Here is an 18,335-nt window from a genome sequence, read left to right on the forward strand (position 1 = left end):
CGTCATGACTTCGTTATAGGCGCGCGGCGCGGCGGTTACACGCGTTCGATCGCGAGCGCGATGCCCTGACCGACGCCGATACACATCGTACAGAGCGCGAAGCGGCCGCCGGTACGCTCGAGTTGATGGAGCGCCGTGGTGACGAGCCGCGCGCCCGATGCGCCGAGCGGGTGGCCAAGCGCGATCGCACCGCCGTTCGGGTTCACGCGCGGATCGTCGTCGGCGACGCCGAGCATGCGCAGCACCGCGAGACCTTGCGACGCGAACGCCTCGTTCAGTTCGATCACGTCGAACTGGTCGATCGTCATGCCGAGCTGGCGCAACAGTTTCTGCGTGGCCGGCGCGGGGCCGATGCCCATCACGCGTGGCTCGACGCCGGCGGTCGCCATGCCGATGACGCACGCGCGGCGGCGCAGGCCATGCTGGTCGGCCGCCTGCGCATTGGCGAGCAGCAGCGCGCAGGCGCCGTCGTTGACGCCCGACGCGTTGCCGGCCGTCACGGAGCCGTCCGGGCGCACGACACCCTTCAGCTTCGCGAGCGCCTCGAGCGACGTCTCGCGCGGATGCTCGTCGCGCGACACGACGATGGCGTCGCCTTTCTTCTGCGCAATCGTGACCGCGACGATTTCTTCAGCGAGCGTGCCGTCTTGCTGCGCCCGCGCGGCCTTTTGCTGGCTGCGCAGCGCGAACAGGTCCTGATCCGCGCGACTGATGTGGTAGTCGACCGCGACGTTCTCGGCGGTTTCCGGCATCGAATCGACGCCGTGCAGTTGTTTCATCAACGGATTGACGAAGCGCCAGCCGATCGTCGTATCGAAGATGTCGGCCTGGCGCGCGAACGCGCTCGCCGCCTTGCCCATCACGAACGGCGCGCGCGTCATGCTCTCGACGCCGCCTGCGATCATCAGGCGCGCTTCACCTGCCTTGATCGCGCGCGCGGCCGTGCCGACCGCGTCCATCCCGGAGCCGCACAGCCGGTTCAGCGTCGTGCCCGGCACGGCGGTGGGCAGGCCCGCCAGCAGCGCCGACATGCGCGCGACGTTGCGGTTGTCCTCGCCGGCCTGGTTCGCGCAGCCGTAGATCACGTCGTCGATCGCCGCCCAGTCGACGTCGCGATTGCGCTCGATCAGCGCCTTGAGCGGCACCGCGCCGAGGTCGTCGGCGCGGACATCTTTCAAGGCGCCGCCGTAGCGGCCGATGGGAGTGCGAATCGCGTCGCAGATGTAGGCGTCTGTCATGAGCGTATCGGTGAGTGACGAACCCGCCGGGTGGCGGATTCGTTCATGGTAGAGAACATGGCGGCGTTTGCACGTCGGCCAATCGGGTTATGCCGTCTGGCCAGCTTCCGCAGGTGCCGCCTTCGGGGCAACATGGACGCGACTTTGGACCACGCGGAAGCGGTTGGCGACGAATGCCGGATCGGCCAGCGCGGCGTTGGCCGCCGGGTTCGCGCCTGTGCCGTGGAAGTCGGAGAACGCGGCCGACTGATTGACGAATACGCCGCTCGTCAGGTTGATCGACAGCGCGACCCCGCCACGCACCGCCGCGTCATGCGCGGTGTCGATGATTGCGTCGTCGGTGCTGTAGACGGAGAGGGTGAGCGCGCCATGCTCGGCGGCGATTTCACCGGCCAGATCGAGCGACTGCGCGGTCGAGTCGGTTGCGATCACGAACGAAATCGGGCCGAACCACTCCTGCGTGAATTTCTCGCGATCGGCCACGTCGAGTTGCAGTACGAGCGGCGTGCGCACGCGCGCGTCGGGGAAGGTGGGATGCTGGAGCGTCATGCTGTCCGCGAGCACGCGGCCGAGCTTGCGCGCGTCGTCGATGCGCGCGGTCACGCCGTCGTTCTGGATCGCGCCGATCAATTCGACCGAGCGTGCCGGGTCGCCGGTGAGCTTTTGCACGGCAACCGCGATCGCTTGCGCGACTTCGTCGAAGCTCGCATGGCCGTCGGCCGTCCGGATACCGTCGCGCGGCACGTAGATGTTCTGCGGCGCCGTGCACATCTGGCCCGAGTACAGCGCCAGCGAGAACGCGATGTTCTTGGCGGCGGCCTTCAGGTCGTCGGTCGAGTCGATCACGATCTGGTTGACGCCGGCTTTCTCGGTGTACACCTGCGCCTGGTGGGCATGGTGTTCGAGCCACGTGCCGTTTTGCGTGCTGCCGGTGAAGTCGATCAGCTTGATCTCGGGGCGCAGCGCGAGATCCTGGACGAGGGCGCCGTCGTTGGGTTCGGTCGCGAGGAGGGTGACCACGTTCGGATCGAACCCGGCTTCGCGCAGCACGTCGCGGGCGATCCGCACCGTGATCGCGAGCGGCAGGATCGCGCCCGGGTGCGGCTTGACGATCACGGTATTCCCGGTTGCCAGATCGGCGAACAGGCCCGGGTAGCCGTTCCAGGTGGGGAACGTGCAGCAGCCGAGCACGACGCCCGTGCCGCGCGGCACGATCGTATAGCGCTTGTGCATCGCGAGCGGCGGATTCTTGCCTTGCGGTTTTTCCCAGTGCGCATCGGCCGGGATGCGGCGCAGTTCGTCCCACGCATAGGCGACCGCCTCGAGGGCGCGGTCCTGTGCGTGCGGGCCGCCGGCCTGGAACGCCATCATGAACGCTTGCCCGGTGGTGTGCATCACGCTGTAGGCGATTTCGAAGCTTGCACGGTTCAGGCGGGCAAGGATTTCGAGGCTGACGCCGATCCACGCGCTCGGGCCGGCTTCGCGCCACGTACGTTGCGCGGCGCCAGCGGCAGCGATCAGAGCGTCCGGCGTAGATTTCGGATACCGGATGCCCAGCGCGATGCCGTACGGTGAGCGCTCGGCGCCGACCGTGTCATCGGACGCCGGCTGGTCGAGCACGAAGGTCTTGTCGAGGTGCGACTTGAACGCGGCCTCGCCGTCCGCGCTTGCGCTTTCCCCGTACACTTTGGGGCTCGGCATTTCGGCGAACGGGCTCCAGTACCCGCGGCTCTCGATGGCGGCGAGTGCGTGTTTCAGCGTGTCTTCGTGCTTCGTGAACAGGGCATGGGTCATGGCGACAGCCTGATGAACGTTGAGAGGGATCGGATCGATTAATTAACCGACCGGTTGGTCGGAGAATGGTAGCATCAAACTATTCGCATGTGCGAGGCGTTTCTCATTTCATTGATCGAGGAGAAATAGATGGCTTACGAGAACATCCTGGTGGAGACCCGGGGGCGTGTCGGTCTGGTGACGCTGAACCGTCCGAAGGCGCTGAATGCGCTGAACGATGCGTTGATGGATGAACTGGGCGCTGCGCTGAAGGCGTTCGACGCGGACGACGATATCGGCGCCATCGTCGTGACTGGCAGCGAGAAGGCGTTCGCGGCCGGCGCGGACATCGGCATGATGGCGGCCTATTCCTATATGGATGCTTATCGGGGCGACTACATCACGCGCAACTGGGAGACGGTCCGCGAGATCCGCAAACCGATCATTGCTGCGGTGTCGGGCTTTGCGCTGGGCGGTGGTTGCGAACTCGCGATGATGTGCGACATCATCTTCGCGGCGGATACGGCCAAGTTCGGCCAGCCGGAAATCAAGCTGGGCGTCATGCCGGGTGCGGGCGGCACGCAGCGTCTGCCGCGCGCGGTATCGAAGGCGAAGGCCATGGACATGTGCCTGACCGCGCGCTTCATGGACGCCGCCGAGGCCGAGCGTGCCGGACTCGTATCGCGCGTGCTGCCAGCCGACAAGCTGCTCGACGAGGCGATTGCCGCGGCGACGACGATCGCCGAGTTTTCGCTGCCGGCGGTCATGATGGTCAAGGAGTCGGTGAACCGCGCGTACGAGACGACGCTGGCTGAAGGCGTCCACTTCGAGCGACGGTTGTTCCATTCGTTGTTCGCAACCGAAGACCAGAAGGAAGGGATGGCGGCGTTCGTCGAGAAGCGGAAGCCTGTGTTCAAACACCGCTGATCGGCCGGCGCCACGATAGGTATCCGGTGGCTGACCTATATCCGTCGTCGGCGCGATTGCCTCGCCCGGGTGCTTCAAAGCCTCCGTGCGCGCCAGCGCCCGGAGGCTTTTTCAAACTTTCTTCATAAAGGGCTTGCGCGGATGGGGGCGGATGCATAGAATCACGCCTCTTTCGCGCTAACGGAAACGCGGCGCGGAAGGAAGGGAAGCGGTGCTGTTGGGGTTCGGTCGTAGCGAGCCTTGGCGGTACAGGAAGTTGAGCCCCGCAGTCGCAACGATGTAGTGTAAAAAGTTGTTGACGAGCTGCGAAACACGGTTCATAATCTCGCTTCTCTGCTGCTGAAAACGCGGCGCTGCCGGGAAATACGAAGTTCCTCGCAGAATGCTCTTTAAAAATTAACAGCCGATAAGTGTGGGCGCTTGATGGAAGCGAGCTGATCCTCGGATCAGATAGCGAAAGTATCAAGAGTCTCACACTAAAGTAAGTCAGGTTTATGAAGTGATTCATATTCCTGTCAGCTTTGAGTGAGCGACCGGTTCTTAACCGAACCGAAAACAGTAACAGGTTTGAACTGAAGAGTTTGATCCTGGCTCAGATTGAACGCTGGCGGCATGCCTTACACATGCAAGTCGAACGGCAGCACGGGTGCTTGCACCTGGTGGCGAGTGGCGAACGGGTGAGTAATACATCGGAACATGTCCTGTAGTGGGGGATAGCCCGGCGAAAGCCGGATTAATACCGCATACGATCTACGGATGAAAGCGGGGGACCTTCGGGCCTCGCGCTATAGGGTTGGCCGATGGCTGATTAGCTAGTTGGTGGGGTAAAGGCCTACCAAGGCGACGATCAGTAGCTGGTCTGAGAGGACGACCAGCCACACTGGGACTGAGACACGGCCCAGACTCCTACGGGAGGCAGCAGTGGGGAATTTTGGACAATGGGCGAAAGCCTGATCCAGCAATGCCGCGTGTGTGAAGAAGGCCTTCGGGTTGTAAAGCACTTTTGTCCGGAAAGAAATCCTTGGCTCTAATACAGTCGGGGGATGACGGTACCGGAAGAATAAGCACCGGCTAACTACGTGCCAGCAGCCGCGGTAATACGTAGGGTGCGAGCGTTAATCGGAATTACTGGGCGTAAAGCGTGCGCAGGCGGTTTGCTAAGACCGATGTGAAATCCCCGGGCTCAACCTGGGAACTGCATTGGTGACTGGCAGGCTAGAGTATGGCAGAGGGGGGTAGAATTCCACGTGTAGCAGTGAAATGCGTAGAGATGTGGAGGAATACCGATGGCGAAGGCAGCCCCCTGGGCCAATACTGACGCTCATGCACGAAAGCGTGGGGAGCAAACAGGATTAGATACCCTGGTAGTCCACGCCCTAAACGATGTCAACTAGTTGTTGGGGATTCATTTCCTTAGTAACGTAGCTAACGCGTGAAGTTGACCGCCTGGGGAGTACGGTCGCAAGATTAAAACTCAAAGGAATTGACGGGGACCCGCACAAGCGGTGGATGATGTGGATTAATTCGATGCAACGCGAAAAACCTTACCTACCCTTGACATGGTCGGAATCCTGCTGAGAGGCGGGAGTGCTCGAAAGAGAACCGGCGCACAGGTGCTGCATGGCTGTCGTCAGCTCGTGTCGTGAGATGTTGGGTTAAGTCCCGCAACGAGCGCAACCCTTGTCCTTAGTTGCTACGCAAGAGCACTCTAAGGAGACTGCCGGTGACAAACCGGAGGAAGGTGGGGATGACGTCAAGTCCTCATGGCCCTTATGGGTAGGGCTTCACACGTCATACAATGGTCGGAACAGAGGGTTGCCAACCCGCGAGGGGGAGCTAATCCCAGAAAACCGATCGTAGTCCGGATTGCACTCTGCAACTCGAGTGCATGAAGCTGGAATCGCTAGTAATCGCGGATCAGCATGCCGCGGTGAATACGTTCCCGGGTCTTGTACACACCGCCCGTCACACCATGGGAGTGGGTTTTACCAGAAGTGGCTAGTCTAACCGCAAGGAGGACGGTCACCACGGTAGGATTCATGACTGGGGTGAAGTCGTAACAAGGTAGCCGTATCGGAAGGTGCGGCTGGATCACCTCCTTTCCAGAGCTATCTCGCGAAGTTGAGCGCTCACGCTTATCGGCTGTAAATCAAAGACAGACTCAGGGGTCTGTAGCTCAGTCGGTTAGAGCACCGTCTTGATAAGGCGGGGGTCGTTGGTTCGAATCCAACCAGACCCACCATTGTCTGGCGGTAACACACCTGAGGCATCTGTACTCATGGGGGCATAGCTCAGCTGGGAGAGCACCTGCTTTGCAAGCAGGGGGTCGTCGGTTCGATCCCGTCTGCCTCCACCAATCTTCAATGACAAGCGTTCGAACGAAGCGTTGTTCGAGTCTTTGTCATTGGCGATTGAGCCAGTCAGAGTGATACGTAGTATGTATCGGCTGTCGTTCTTTAACAATCTGGAAGAAGTAAGTAATTTGGATAGCGGAAGCGTCTCGAGATGGACGTGGAAGTTATCCGGGTTGTGATTGTATCGATGTATCTCAAGATGATTCGAACTCTATGTTCGACTCAATTGGAATACGGCACAACGCGAGAACTCAACCTGTAGCGGCTGTCGAGAGACAGACTCGTTATAGGGTCAAGCGAACAAGTGCATGTGGTGGATGCCTTGGCGATCACAGGCGATGAAGGACGCGGTAGCCTGCGAAAAGCTACGGGGAGCTGGCAAACGAGCTTTGATCCGTAGATGTCCGAATGGGGAAACCCGGCCCTTTTGGGTCATCCTGGACTGAATACATAGGTCCAGTGAAGCGAACGCGGTGAACTGAAACATCTAAGTAACCGCAGGAAAAGAAATCAACCGAGATTCCCAAAGTAGTGGCGAGCGAAATGGGATGAGCCTTGCACTCTTTATTTGTATTGTTAGCCGAACGCTCTGGAAAGTGCGGCCATAGCAGGTGATAGCCCTGTAGGCGAAAACAGTATGAAAGAACTAGGTGTGCGACAAGTAGGGCGGGACACGTGAAATCCTGTCTGAAGATGGGGGGACCATCCTCCAAGGCTAAATACTCGTGATCGACCGATAGTGAACCAGTACCGTGAGGGAAAGGCGAAAAGAACCCCGGGAGGGGAGTGAAATAGATCCTGAAACCGCATGCATACAAACAGTCGGAGCCTCGCAAGGGGTGACGGCGTACCTTTTGTATAATGGGTCAGCGACTTACGTTCAGTAGCAAGCTTAACCGTATAGGGCAGGCGTAGCGAAAGCGAGTCCGAATAGGGCGTTCAGTTGCTGGGCGTAGACCCGAAACCAGGTGATCTATCCATGGCCAGGATGAAGGTGCGGTAACACGTACTGGAGGTCCGAACCCACTAACGTTGAAAAGTTAGGGGATGAGCTGTGGATAGGGGTGAAAGGCTAAACAAACCTGGAAATAGCTGGTTCTCTCCGAAAACTATTTAGGTAGTGCCTCGTGTCTCACCTTCGGGGGTAGAGCACTGTCATGGTTGGGGGGTCTATTGCAGATTACCCCGCCATAGCAAACTCCGAATACCGAAGAGTGCAATCACGGGAGACAGACATCGGGTGCTAACGTCCGGTGTCAAGAGGGAAACAACCCAGACCGCCAGCTAAGGTCCCCAAATATAGCTAAGTGGGAAACGAAGTGGGAAGGCTAAAACAGTCAGGAGGTTGGCTTAGAAGCAGCCACCCTTTAAAGAAAGCGTAATAGCTCACTGATCGAGTCGTCCTGCGCGGAAGATGTAACGGGGCTAAGCTATATACCGAAGCTGCGGATGCGAGCTTGCTCGCATGGTAGGAGAGCGTTCCGTAAGCCTGCGAAGGTGCCTTGTAAAGGGTGCTGGAGGTATCGGAAGTGCGAATGCTGACATGAGTAGCGATAAAGGGGGTGAAAGGCCCCCTCGCCGTAAGCCCAAGGTTTCCTACGCAACGTTCATCGGCGTAGGGTGAGTCGGCCCCTAAGGCGAGGCAGAAATGCGTAGCTGATGGGAAGCAGGTCAATATTCCTGCACCATTGTTAGATGCGATGGGGGGACGGATCGCGGAAGGTTGTCCGGGTGTTGGAAGTCCCGGTCGCTGCATTGGAGAAGGCGCTTAGGCAAATCCGGGCGCGCAATTCAAGGGTGTGGCGCGAGCTCCTTAGGGAGCGAAGCAATTGGAAGTGGTTCCAAGAAAAGCCTCTAAGCTTCAGTCTAACGATGACCGTACCGCAAACCGACACAGGTGGGCGAGATGAGTATTCTAAGGCGCTTGAGAGAACTCGGGAGAAGGAACTCGGCAAATTGGTACCGTAACTTCGGGATAAGGTACGCCCTTGTAGCTTGACTGGCCTGCGCCAGGAGGGTGAAGGGGTTGCAATAAACTGGTGGCTGCGACTGTTTAATAAAAACACAGCACTCTGCAAACACGAAAGTGGACGTATAGGGTGTGACGCCTGCCCGGTGCCGGAAGATTAAATGATGGGGTGCAAGCTCTTGATTGAAGTCCCGGTAAACGGCGGCCGTAACTATAACGGTCCTAAGGTAGCGAAATTCCTTGTCGGGTAAGTTCCGACCTGCACGAATGGCGTAACGATGGCCACACTGTCTCCTCCCGAGACTCAGCGAAGTTGAAGTGTTTGTGATGATGCAATCTACCCGCGGCTAGACGGAAAGACCCCATGAACCTTTACTGTAGCTTTGCATTGGACTTTGAACCGATCTGTGTAGGATAGGTGGGAGGCTATGAAACCGGAACGCTAGTTTCGGTGGAGCCGTCCTTGAAATACCACCCTGGTTTGTTTGAGGTTCTAACCTTGGCCCGTGATCCGGGTCGGGGACAGTGCATGGTAGGCAGTTTGACTGGGGCGGTCTCCTCCCAAAGCGTAACGGAGGAGTACGAAGGTACGCTAGGTACGGTCGGAAATCGTGCTGATAGTGCAATGGCATAAGCGTGCTTAACTGCGAGACCGACAAGTCGAGCAGGTGCGAAAGCAGGTCATAGTGATCCGGTGGTTCTGTATGGAAGGGCCATCGCTCAACGGATAAAAGGTACTCTGGGGATAACAGGCTGATACCGCCCAAGAGTTCATATCGACGGCGGTGTTTGGCACCTCGATGTCGGCTCATCTCATCCTGGGGCTGTAGCCGGTCCCAAGGGTATGGCTGTTCGCCATTTAAAGAGGTACGTGAGCTGGGTTTAAAACGTCGTGAGACAGTTTGGTCCCTATCTGCCGTGGGCGTTGGATATTTGAAGGGGGCTGCTCCTAGTACGAGAGGACCGGAGTGGACGAACCTCTGGTGTACCGGTTGTCACGCCAGTGGCATCGCCGGGTAGCTATGTTCGGAAGAGATAACCGCTGAAAGCATCTAAGCGGGAAACTCGCCTTAAGATGAGATATCCCTGGGGACTAGATCCCCTTGAAGGGTCGTTCGAGACCAGGACGTTGATAGGTCAGGTGTGTAAGCGCAGTAATGCGTTCAGCTAACTGATACTAATTGCCCGTAAGGCTTGATCCTATAACAAGTCTGTCTCGATGCCCGTTAGCGCTTTAGCGCTTACGGACATCGAGCGTCGAGTGCGAGGCACTCGACGTACGACGGTTGAACTACCGCGTATGTGTGAGATACAGCTCACAACCCAACGAAATTACTGCTTCTTCCCAGATTGGTTGCGCTGCGAAGCAACGCAACAACCCCCTTTGCCTGATGACCATAGCGAGTCGGTCCCACCCCTTCCCATCCCGAACAGGACCGTGAAACGACTCTACGCCGATGATAGTGCGGATTCCCGTGTGAAAGTAGGTAATCGTCAGGCTCCCTTAGCCAGAAACCCCCGCCCGACAAGGCGGGGGTTTTTGCATTTCGGCGTCCCCAAAAGCATGTGGCGAGGCGTGACCGAGGCTACGTAGTCGGCCCTGAACAATCCTGAACGGCTTATTCAGAAAGGCTGTGAGGCCGAAACGGTGTTGTTGTATCTGCAGGATGCAGGCATATTGACGCGTGAATCCTGCAAATCCTGACGAGGTGTGGATGGGTCCAAAGACGCCGGTGCCAGAGGGAGATTTCTTCCGCCAACCGCTGCGCGAGCAGATCAACTTGAAGCATCCGTTGATTCGCCTGACCGATCTGATCGACTGGGATCGGTTGAGCACGGCGATGAGCGTGAGTTTCGTGTCGCAGCGGGGCCGACCGGCAACTTCGCCGCGTTTGAGCGCAGGACTGCTGTACTTGCAGCATGCGTTCGACCTGTCGGACGAGGACGTCGTCTGGCAGTGGCTCGAGAACCCGTACTGGCAGGTGTTCACGGGCGAGACGTACTTGCAGACGAAGCCGCCGATCGATCCGTCGAGCCTGGCGCGCTGGCGCAAGCGGCTGGGCGAAGCCGGGGTTGAGGAACTGCTGGCCGAGACGATCGAAGCGGCCAAACGTGCCAACGTCATCAAGACTTCGAGCTTAAAGCGGGTGATTGTCGACACGACGGTGATGGAGAAGGCAGTCGCCCATCCCACCGATTCGCGCCTGCTTGAGCGCTGCCGCGAACATCTGGTGAAGGCGGCCGCCCGGCACGGCCTGAAACTGCGGCAGAACTACAACCGCGAGGCGCCCCGTCTGGCGAGCCAGATTGGCCGCTACGCGCACGCGAAGCAGTACAAGCGGATGAAGAAAGCGCTGCGGGCCTTGCGCTCGCGCGTGGGCCGTGTGATGCGCGACGTCGAACGGCAGCTCGATGGCGTGGCGCAGCAAAGCCGCGCGGCGCTGGAAGAGCTGATCGGCCGCACGAAGCGGATTCTGTCGCAGAAGCAAAAGAACAAGAACAAGCTGTACGCGCTGCACGCGCCGGAAGTTGAGTGCCTGGCGAAGGGCAAAGCGCGAAGGCCTTACGAATTCGGCGTGAAGGTGTCGATCACGACGACGCACCGGGAGGGCCTGGTGGTGGGAGCGCGCTCGATGCCGGGCAATCCGTACGACGGGCACACGCTGGCCGAAGCGTTGGAACAAGCGGCGATCCTCAGCGACGTTCAGCCGGAGATTGCTGTCGTCGACCGCGGCTACAAGGGAGTCGCCGTCGATGGTGTGAAGGTCTATCACCCAGGCTTGCGACGCGGCATTACGCGCGGGCTGCGAGCAATGATTCGGCGTCGCAGCGCGATCGAGCCGGCCATCGGCCACATGAAGGCCGACGGCAAGCTGGATCGCAATTGGCTCAAGGGTTCGTTGGGCGATGCGATCCACGCAGTGCTGTGCGGTGCCGGCCACAACCTGCGGATGATCCTGCGCAAGCTGCGGGTTTTTTACGCCCTGATTCTCGCCGCTTTGCTCAACTTCCAAACCGCTACGGCGTCGGCGGCATAGCTTCAACTGCGCGACAAAACGAATTGTTCAGGGCCGACTACGTACGCCGGGCTCCTCTGCCGCAAATTGACCCTAGCCCACAAAACTGTCCCATTTGAAAGTGGAAAATTCCGGCGTGACGTTGTCATCGAGACCAGGAGGTCATGCCGTGAAGAAGAGCAAGTTCACCGAGGAACAGATCGCTTACGCGTTGAAACAGGCCGAGCTGGGCACGCCGGTCGCGGAGGTGTGCCGCAAGATGGGCATCAGCGACGCGACGTTTTACAACTGGCGGACGAAGTACGGCGGGCTGTCGCCTTCGGAGCTGCGCCGGCTGAAGCAGCTTGAGGAAGAGAACGCGAAGCTTAAGCGGCTTGTGGCCGATCTGTCGCTGGACAAGGCCATGCTGCAGGATGTGCTGTCAAAAAAGCTCTGAAGCCTTCTTGGCGCCGTGAGCTTGTCACGGACTTGATGCAACGTTTCGGCGCAAGCCAGCGGCAGACCTGCGCGTTGTTGCAGCTGTCCCGCACGGTCTACCGCTACGAGTCGGTCGCGCGGGATCAAAGCGCCCTGGAAATGCGCATCAAGGAGATCACGGAAGTGCGAGTGCATTACGGTGCGCCTCGCGTGTACGTGATGCTTCGCCGGGAAGGCTGGAGGGACAACCATAAGCGAGTAGAACGCGTGTATCGCGAACTGGGCCTTTCGTTGCGCCACAAGCGCCCCCGTCGAAACAAGGCTGCCCGGCGCCGACAGCCAAAGCAGTCAGTGAGCGCAATCAATGAAATCTGGAGTATGGACTTCGTTGCTGATGCGTTGTTTGATGGTCGACGCTTGCGCACGCTCACGATCGTGGACAACTACACGCGAGAATGCCTGGCGATTGAAGTCGACGGCTCGTTGCGTGGCGAGCACGTTGTCGCCGCACTGACCCGGCTTGCGCAGCATCGTCCGCTTCCCCGCTATATCAAGGCAGACAATGGCAGCGAATTTATTTCGAAGGCGCTGGACAAATGGGCGTACGAGAATGGCGTGGAGATTGACTTCTCGCGTCCTGGCAAGCCGACCGACAATGCGAAGAATGAATCCTTCAACGGACGCTTCCGGGAGGAATGCCTCAACGCACATTGGTTCTTGTCGCTCGAGGACGCCAGACGCAAAATCGAGGTCTGGCGCGAGTACTATAACGAGGCGCGTCCTCATTCTGCGCTGCAGTGGATGACACCGGCGGAATTTGCCCGCCAGTGCACCGATCGGGCCGATTCGGGCCGCCCCGAAGAGCCGGAATTTTCCAACTAAGACTGGGACGGAAATTGGGCCAGCCTCAAACTGCCTCAATCGCTTCCATCTCCTACAATTCCGCCGATTATTGATCGTATCTTCGATCAAAACCGCGATTTGCTCCCCACAACCCAACGGCAAGCGCGATCGTGCGACCCGCTTCCTGCAGCCAGCTACCCGTCCCGTCTTCGGTCAAATAATCCGAAATCCGTGCGAAATGAACGCTTTATTCAACGTCCCCACGTAAAATTTGCGAATCCCCATCTCTGCATTCAAAAACGATGAACGCCGCCACCCAGATAGCCCGGGCCGTTTGCCCGCATGATTGTCCGGACACGTGCGCAATGCGAGTGACCGTAGAGAACGGCAAGGCAATCAAGGTCACCGGCGATCCCGATCATCCGCCGACGCAGGGTGTGTTGTGTACGAAAGTCAGCCGATACGCGGATCGCGTTCATCATCCCGATCGCCTCACCGTCCCGCTCAAGCGCGTCGGCGCGAAGGGGGAAGGGCGCTTCGTGCCGATTAGCTGGAGCGAGGCATTCGACGAGATCGGGCGTCGCCTCGGTGAAATCGCCGAGCGCGCGCCGGAAGCAATCATGCCGTACAGCTATGCGGGGACGATGGGGTTCGTGCAAGGCGAGGGCATTGCCCAGCGCTTCTTCCACAAGCTCGGCGCGTCGCGGCTGGAGCGCACGATCTGCTCGGCGGCCGGCGCGGCGGGGCTGCGATACACATACGGCGGTAGTGTCGGCATGCACGTCGAGCACTTCGAGGAAAGCGAGCTGATCCTGATATGGGGCGCGAATCCGATTGCATCGAGCCTGCACTTCTGGACCCGCGCGCAGGAAGCGAAGCGTCGTGGCGCGCATCTTGTCGCGATCGACCCGTACCGTTCGCTCACCGCGGAGAAATGTCATCAGCACATTGCACTGAAGCCCGGTACCGATGGCGCGTTTGCGCTCGGCATGATGTACGTGCTGATTACCGAAAACCTGCTCGATCACGATTACATCGCCGACCACACACTCGGCTTTGACGCACTCAAGGCGCGCGCCTTGTCCTACCCGCCGGAACGCGTTGCGCAGATCTGCGGCATCGACGCATCGGAGCTGGTCGACCTTGCGCGTCGCTACGGCGCCACCCGCAAGGCATCGATTCGCCTCAACTACGGCATGCAGCGCGTTCGCGGCGGCGGCAATGCCGTGCGCGCAATCGCAAGCCTGCCGGCATTGACGGGGGCGTGGCGCGATCGGGCGGGTGGCCTGCTGCTCTCGTCGTCGGAATCGGCGCCCGTCAATCAGGCGACGCTGGTGCGTCCGGACCTGATGCCGGGTTGGCCGCACAAGCTGCCGCGCATCATCAACATGAACGCGCTCGGCGATGCGCTGCTACACCCGGGCGACGCGACGTTCGGGCCGAAAGTCGAAGCGGTGATCGTGTACAACTCGAATCCGGTGGCGGTCGCGCCGGACTCGTCGAAGGTTGCCGCGGGCTTCGCACGTGACGATTTGTTCACGGTCGTTCTCGAACACTTCAAGACGGATACGGTCGATTTCGCCGACATTGTCTTGCCGGCGACGACGCAGCTCGAACATCTGGATGTCCATAAGTCGTACGGCCATACCTACGTGATGGCCAACCTGCCGGCGATTCCGCCGGTGGGAGACGCGCGGCCGAACACGGAGATCTTTCGCGGAATCGCGCGCAGCATGGGACTCGACGAGCCCGCGCTCTATCACAGCGACGAAGAGGTCGCGCGTGCGGCGCTTCGCTGGGACGATCCGGCGCTCGACAGCGACTGGGACACGTTGAAGCGCGCAGGCTGGCTGAAGCTCAAGCTGCCGGAAGCGCCATTCGCGAACGGCGGTTTCCGCACACCCTCCGGCAAGTGCGAGTTCTACAGCCCGCGGCTCGAGCAGATGGGCTTGGACCCCGTCCCTGACTATCTGCCGCCGTTCGAATCGGCCGAAGCCGCGCCCGAGCTTGCCGCACGCTATCCACTGGCGATGATTTCGCCGCCGGCCCGCCACTTCCTGAACAGCACGTTCGTGAACGTCGACAGCCTGCGTTCGACGGAAGGCGAGCCGCACCTCGACATGCATCCGTCCGACGCCCGCGCGCGCGGCATCGCAGAGGGAGACGTCGTCCGTATCTTCAACGATCGCGGATCGATGCAGGCGCTCGCGCGAGTAACCGATCGCGCGCGTGCCGGGCTCGTCGTCGGTCTGTCGATCTGGTGGAAGAAGCTGTCGCCGGACGGCAGGAACGCGAACGAGGTGACGAGCCAGGCGCTGACAGACCTGGGCAATTCGGCGACGTTTTACGATTGTCTTGTGGAAGTTGAGCGGATTTGATCGAATATCGCCGTATGATCAGACGAAATTGATATGCAAGTTCGAGTTGGACATCTAACCCTGTTGTCTCGGGGCGGGGGAGCCGTTACGATGCGTTTTAGCACGACCATTCGAAAATCTGTGAGGAGACGCGCGGTATGGATCAAATTTGGCTGAAATCGTACCCACCCGGCGTTCCAGCCGAAATTGACGCCTCTCCTTATCCGTCCGTTCCAGACCTGCTCGACGAGAGCTTCCGGCAGTACCGAGACCGTACCGCGTTCGTCTGCATGGGCAAGGGCATCACGTACGGCGAGCTCGACAAGCTGTCGCGCGAGTTCGGCGCGTGGCTGCAATCCCGCGGCCTGGCTCGCGGGGCGCGCGTTGCGATCATGATGCCGAACGTGCTGCAATACCCGGTCACGATTGCCGCGGTCCTGCGTGCCGGCTACACGGTCGTCAACGTCAACCCGCTGTATACGCCGCGTGAGCTCGAGCATCAGCTGAAGGACAGCGGTGCGGAGGCGATCGTCATCCTGGAGAATTTCGCGTCGACGCTGCAGGCCGTCATCGCCAATACGGCCGTCAAGCACGTGGTCGTCGCGTCGATGGGCGACCTGCTGGGCATCAAGGGCTGGCTCGTCAATTACGTCGTGCGCAACGTGAAGAAGATGGTGCCTGCGTGGCAACTGCCGTCGTTCACGCGCTTCAAGGCCGCGCTGTCGGAGGGCGGGCGACAGGGCTTCAAATCGCAGAAAATCGGCCCCGACGACGTCGCGTTCCTGCAGTACACGGGCGGGACGACCGGCGTGGCGAAGGGCGCGACGCTGCTGCACCGGAACATCGTGTCGAACGTGCTGCAGGCCGGCGCGTGGCATCAGCCGGCTCACGACAAGTACCCGGACGTGAAACAGTTCGTGACGGTTGTCGCGCTGCCGCTGTATCACGTGTTCGCGCTGACCGTGTGCGGTTTCCTGACGATGCGCACGGGCGGGATGGGTATCCTGATCCCGAACCCGCGCGATATCGGCGGCATGATCAAGGAGTTGAAGGGCTACCAGATCTCGACGATTCCGGCCGTCAACACGCTGTACAACGCGCTGCTGAACCATCCGGAATTCGGTCAGCTCGACCTGTCGAAGCTCGTGATCGCCAACGGCGGCGGCATGGCGATCCAGGAAGGCGTCGCGAAGCGCTGGTATGAAAAGACCGGTACGGCGATCATCGAAGGATACGGGCTGTCCGAAACGTCGCCGGTGGCGACCTGCAACCCTGTGACGGCGACCGAATACAGCGGCACGATCGGCTTGCCGCTGCCGTCGACCGAAGTCGCGATCCGAGACGATGCCGGCAACGACGTCGCGCTCGGCGAGCCGGGCGAGATCTGCATCCGTGGCCCGCAGGTGATGGCCGGCTACTGGAACCGGCCCGACGAGACCGCGAAGGTCATGTTCGCGGACGGCTTCTTCAAGACGGGCGACGTCGGCGTGATGGATGCGCGCGGCTACGTGAAGATCGTCGATCGCAAGAAGGACATGATTCTCGTGTCCGGCTTCAACGTCTATCCGAACGAAGTCGAGGACGTGGTGGCGTCGCATCCGGGCGTGTTCGAGGTGGCGGCAGTTGGCGTGCCGGACGAGCATTCCGGCGAAGCCGTGAAGCTGTTCGTCGTCAAAAAGGATCCGGCGCTGACCGACAAGGACATCCTTGCCTACTGCAAGGAGCGGCTCACCGGGTACAAGCGGCCGAAGCTGGTCGAGTTCCGCACGGAGCTGCCGAAGACGAACGTCGGCAAGATCCTGCGGCGCGAACTGCGCGACGGACGTGCGTAACGCACGCAACGATGCGGTTGAACGAAACGCCCGGCCTGTGCCGGGCTTTTTGTTTGCGGCTGCGGGTGATTGACCAGGAGGCGCCTGTTTCGTGCGAGCGGCGGCGCAAGCCTCGCGTTTCGACCTGACGGCCGGGACGGCGTACCGCGACGCGCGTCTACCGCCACCCGCGGACCGATCGATTCACCGCCCGGCCACCAATCGGCATCCCCGCCGCGCCAGCAAAGAAAAAGGCGCCCGAAGGCGCCTTCAATATGCTGCGGCTTGTCAGACAAGCTGATTAGAACTTGTGACGGATACCGACGCGTGCTGCGACCTGGTTGCTGGTGCTCGAACCTGCGAGACCGTTGATCGCCGCCGTTGCCTTCAGGACGTTGCCGTTCGAATCGAGCACGTTGCCCGATGCGTGCTGGTACACGCCGATCGCGTACACGTCCGTGCGCTTCGACAGGAAATAGTCGACGCCCAGCGAGCCCTGGTGGTACTTGGCTGCCGAGTTGCCGTCGATCTTGCTGCCTTGCGTGTAGTCGTACGCGGCGCCGAGAATCAACGCCGGGGTCAACTGGTACTTGAAGTTGATTTCGCCGTTGTTGAACGTCGCGGTCTGGTTCACGAACGGGCCTGCCGAGAAGCCCTTGAACTTCGTGTTCGAGTACGTCGCGCCGATCGTCGCTGCGCCGAACGTGTACGCGCCGCCTGCACCGATGACCTGGTACGTGTTCGCGTTGTTCGCGTACGCGCCGTAGACCGGCGACGAGATCGACGACGATGCCGAGCCGTTGTTGAACATGCCGCCGAACTGGTTCGGCGTACGTGCGTTCAAGTAACCGACGCCGAGGACCAGCGGGCCGTTGTTGTAGCCTGCGCCGAGCGACCAGACCTGGTTCTTCGAGAACTGGCCTGCCTGACCGCCGAAGCTGTACAAGCCGCCGAACGTGAGGCCGCCGTAGTTCTGGCTCGTGAACTTGACCGCGTTGTTCACGCGATATGCGTTGTTGAAGTTGTCGAGGTCGCCCGGGTGAGCGGCGATGTAGCCGCCCCACTGGTCGCCTGCCTCGAGCGGGCCGACGAAGTCGACGACGGAGTCGTACTGACGACCCAGCGTGACCGTACCGTACGGGCTCGACAGGCCGACGTAAGCCTGACGACCGAACATCAGGCCGCCCTGACCGAGCCGGCCGCTGTTCACGTCGAAACCGTTTTCGAGGGTGAAGATCGCCTTCAGGCCGCCACCGAGGTCCTCGGTGCCGCGCAGGCCGAAGCGGCTGCCTTGCATCACGCCGCTCGCCAGGCCGTACAGGTGCTTGCCGCCTGCGTTGTTGTTGAAGAGGAAGCCTTCATCGATGATGCCGTAAAGCGTCACGCTGCTTTGCGCATGAGCAGCGCCAGCGAACGCGCCCAGCGCGACGAGCGCGAGAAGCGACTTTTTCATTAGCGGATCTCCAAGAATCACTGAATTTTTTTGGCGGGGCGGATAGTTATGTTCTGTCGACGGGCCCCATCAACTTCGCAAGAAGTCGCACGTAATGTAGCAAAGCCGGTTTTTGCCACAAAGCGAAATGCTGCAGCTCAACGCCGCCATGTTTCCTTTATGCAACAATGGTTAAA

Annotated in this window: 8 protein-coding genes, 2 tRNA genes and 3 rRNA genes; 10 read left to right on the plus strand and 3 right to left on the minus strand. The window is 60.3% G+C overall.

Annotation, left to right across the window (positions count from 1 at the left end; all coding sequences use genetic code 11):
• Positions 1-35: 35 nt before the first annotated feature.
• Together pcaF and paaN are read right to left on the minus strand one after the other, a co-directional pair.
• The gene (gene pcaF / locus JYG37_RS04620) at positions 36-1,238 is read right to left on the minus strand and encodes a 3-oxoadipyl-CoA thiolase (RefSeq protein ID WP_089488135.1); all 1,203 of its coding nucleotides are present in this window, start codon (positions 1,236-1,238) and stop codon (positions 36-38) included.
• Between the two features lie 87 nt (positions 1,239-1,325).
• Positions 1,326-3,032 carry a phenylacetic acid degradation protein PaaN gene (gene paaN / locus JYG37_RS04625; RefSeq protein ID WP_089488136.1) on the minus strand — a complete coding sequence of 569 codons (1,707 nt, stop codon included), beginning with the start codon at positions 3,030-3,032 and terminating at the stop codon, positions 1,326-1,328.
• A gap of 129 nt (positions 3,033-3,161) precedes the next feature.
• On the opposite strand from paaN, the gene JYG37_RS04630 reads away from it, so the two are divergent.
• The 10 genes from JYG37_RS04630 (at position 3,162) to JYG37_RS04675 (ending at position 16,727) form a co-directional block, all read left to right on the plus strand.
• On the plus strand, positions 3,162-3,938 hold the full coding sequence (locus JYG37_RS04630; RefSeq protein WP_050013041.1) for an enoyl-CoA hydratase: 777 nt from the start codon (positions 3,162-3,164) through the stop codon (positions 3,936-3,938).
• A 569-nt stretch (positions 3,939-4,507) separates the two neighbouring features.
• Positions 4,508-6,040, plus strand: a 16S ribosomal RNA gene (locus tag JYG37_RS04635).
• A gap of 63 nt (positions 6,041-6,103) precedes the next feature.
• Positions 6,104-6,180 (plus strand) — tRNA-Ile (locus JYG37_RS04640).
• Between the two features lie 38 nt (positions 6,181-6,218).
• Positions 6,219-6,294: transfer RNA gene (locus JYG37_RS04645), tRNA-Ala, on the plus strand.
• A 288-nt stretch (positions 6,295-6,582) separates the two neighbouring features.
• Positions 6,583-9,463: ribosomal RNA gene (locus tag JYG37_RS04650) — 23S ribosomal RNA — on the plus strand.
• A gap of 185 nt (positions 9,464-9,648) precedes the next feature.
• Positions 9,649-9,761: ribosomal RNA gene (gene rrf, locus JYG37_RS04655) — 5S ribosomal RNA — on the plus strand.
• Together the 16S, 23S and 5S rRNA genes with 2 tRNA genes alongside form the textbook arrangement of a ribosomal RNA operon.
• 215 nt (positions 9,762-9,976) lie before the next feature.
• Complete coding sequence (locus tag JYG37_RS04660) at positions 9,977-11,299, plus strand: IS5 family transposase (protein WP_213345912.1); 1,323 nt, start codon at positions 9,977-9,979, stop codon at positions 11,297-11,299.
• Between the two features lie 148 nt (positions 11,300-11,447).
• A protein-coding gene (locus JYG37_RS04665) for an IS3 family transposase (protein ID WP_124630562.1) occupies positions 11,448-12,577 on the plus strand; the annotation gives its coding sequence in 2 pieces (ribosomal slippage) (positions 11,448-11,700 and positions 11,700-12,577; 1,131 coding nt in all).
• A gap of 263 nt (positions 12,578-12,840) precedes the next feature.
• The gene (locus tag JYG37_RS04670) at positions 12,841-14,916 is read left to right on the plus strand and encodes a molybdopterin-containing oxidoreductase family protein (RefSeq protein WP_209925704.1); all 2,076 of its coding nucleotides are present in this window, start codon (positions 12,841-12,843) and stop codon (positions 14,914-14,916) included.
• A gap of 137 nt (positions 14,917-15,053) precedes the next feature.
• On the plus strand, positions 15,054-16,727 hold the full coding sequence (locus JYG37_RS04675) for a long-chain fatty acid--CoA ligase (protein WP_050013913.1): 1,674 nt from the start codon (positions 15,054-15,056) through the stop codon (positions 16,725-16,727).
• A 280-nt stretch (positions 16,728-17,007) separates the two neighbouring features.
• Here JYG37_RS04675 and JYG37_RS04680 read toward each other — a convergent pair whose 3' ends face one another.
• The gene (locus tag JYG37_RS04680) at positions 17,008-18,159 is read right to left on the minus strand and encodes a porin (RefSeq protein ID WP_124630563.1); all 1,152 of its coding nucleotides are present in this window, start codon (positions 18,157-18,159) and stop codon (positions 17,008-17,010) included.
• Positions 18,160-18,335 lie beyond the last annotated feature (176 nt).

Source organism: Burkholderia sp. LAS2, assembly GCF_018417615.1.
Lineage (GTDB): Bacteria > Pseudomonadota > Gammaproteobacteria > Burkholderiales > Burkholderiaceae > Burkholderia > Burkholderia sola.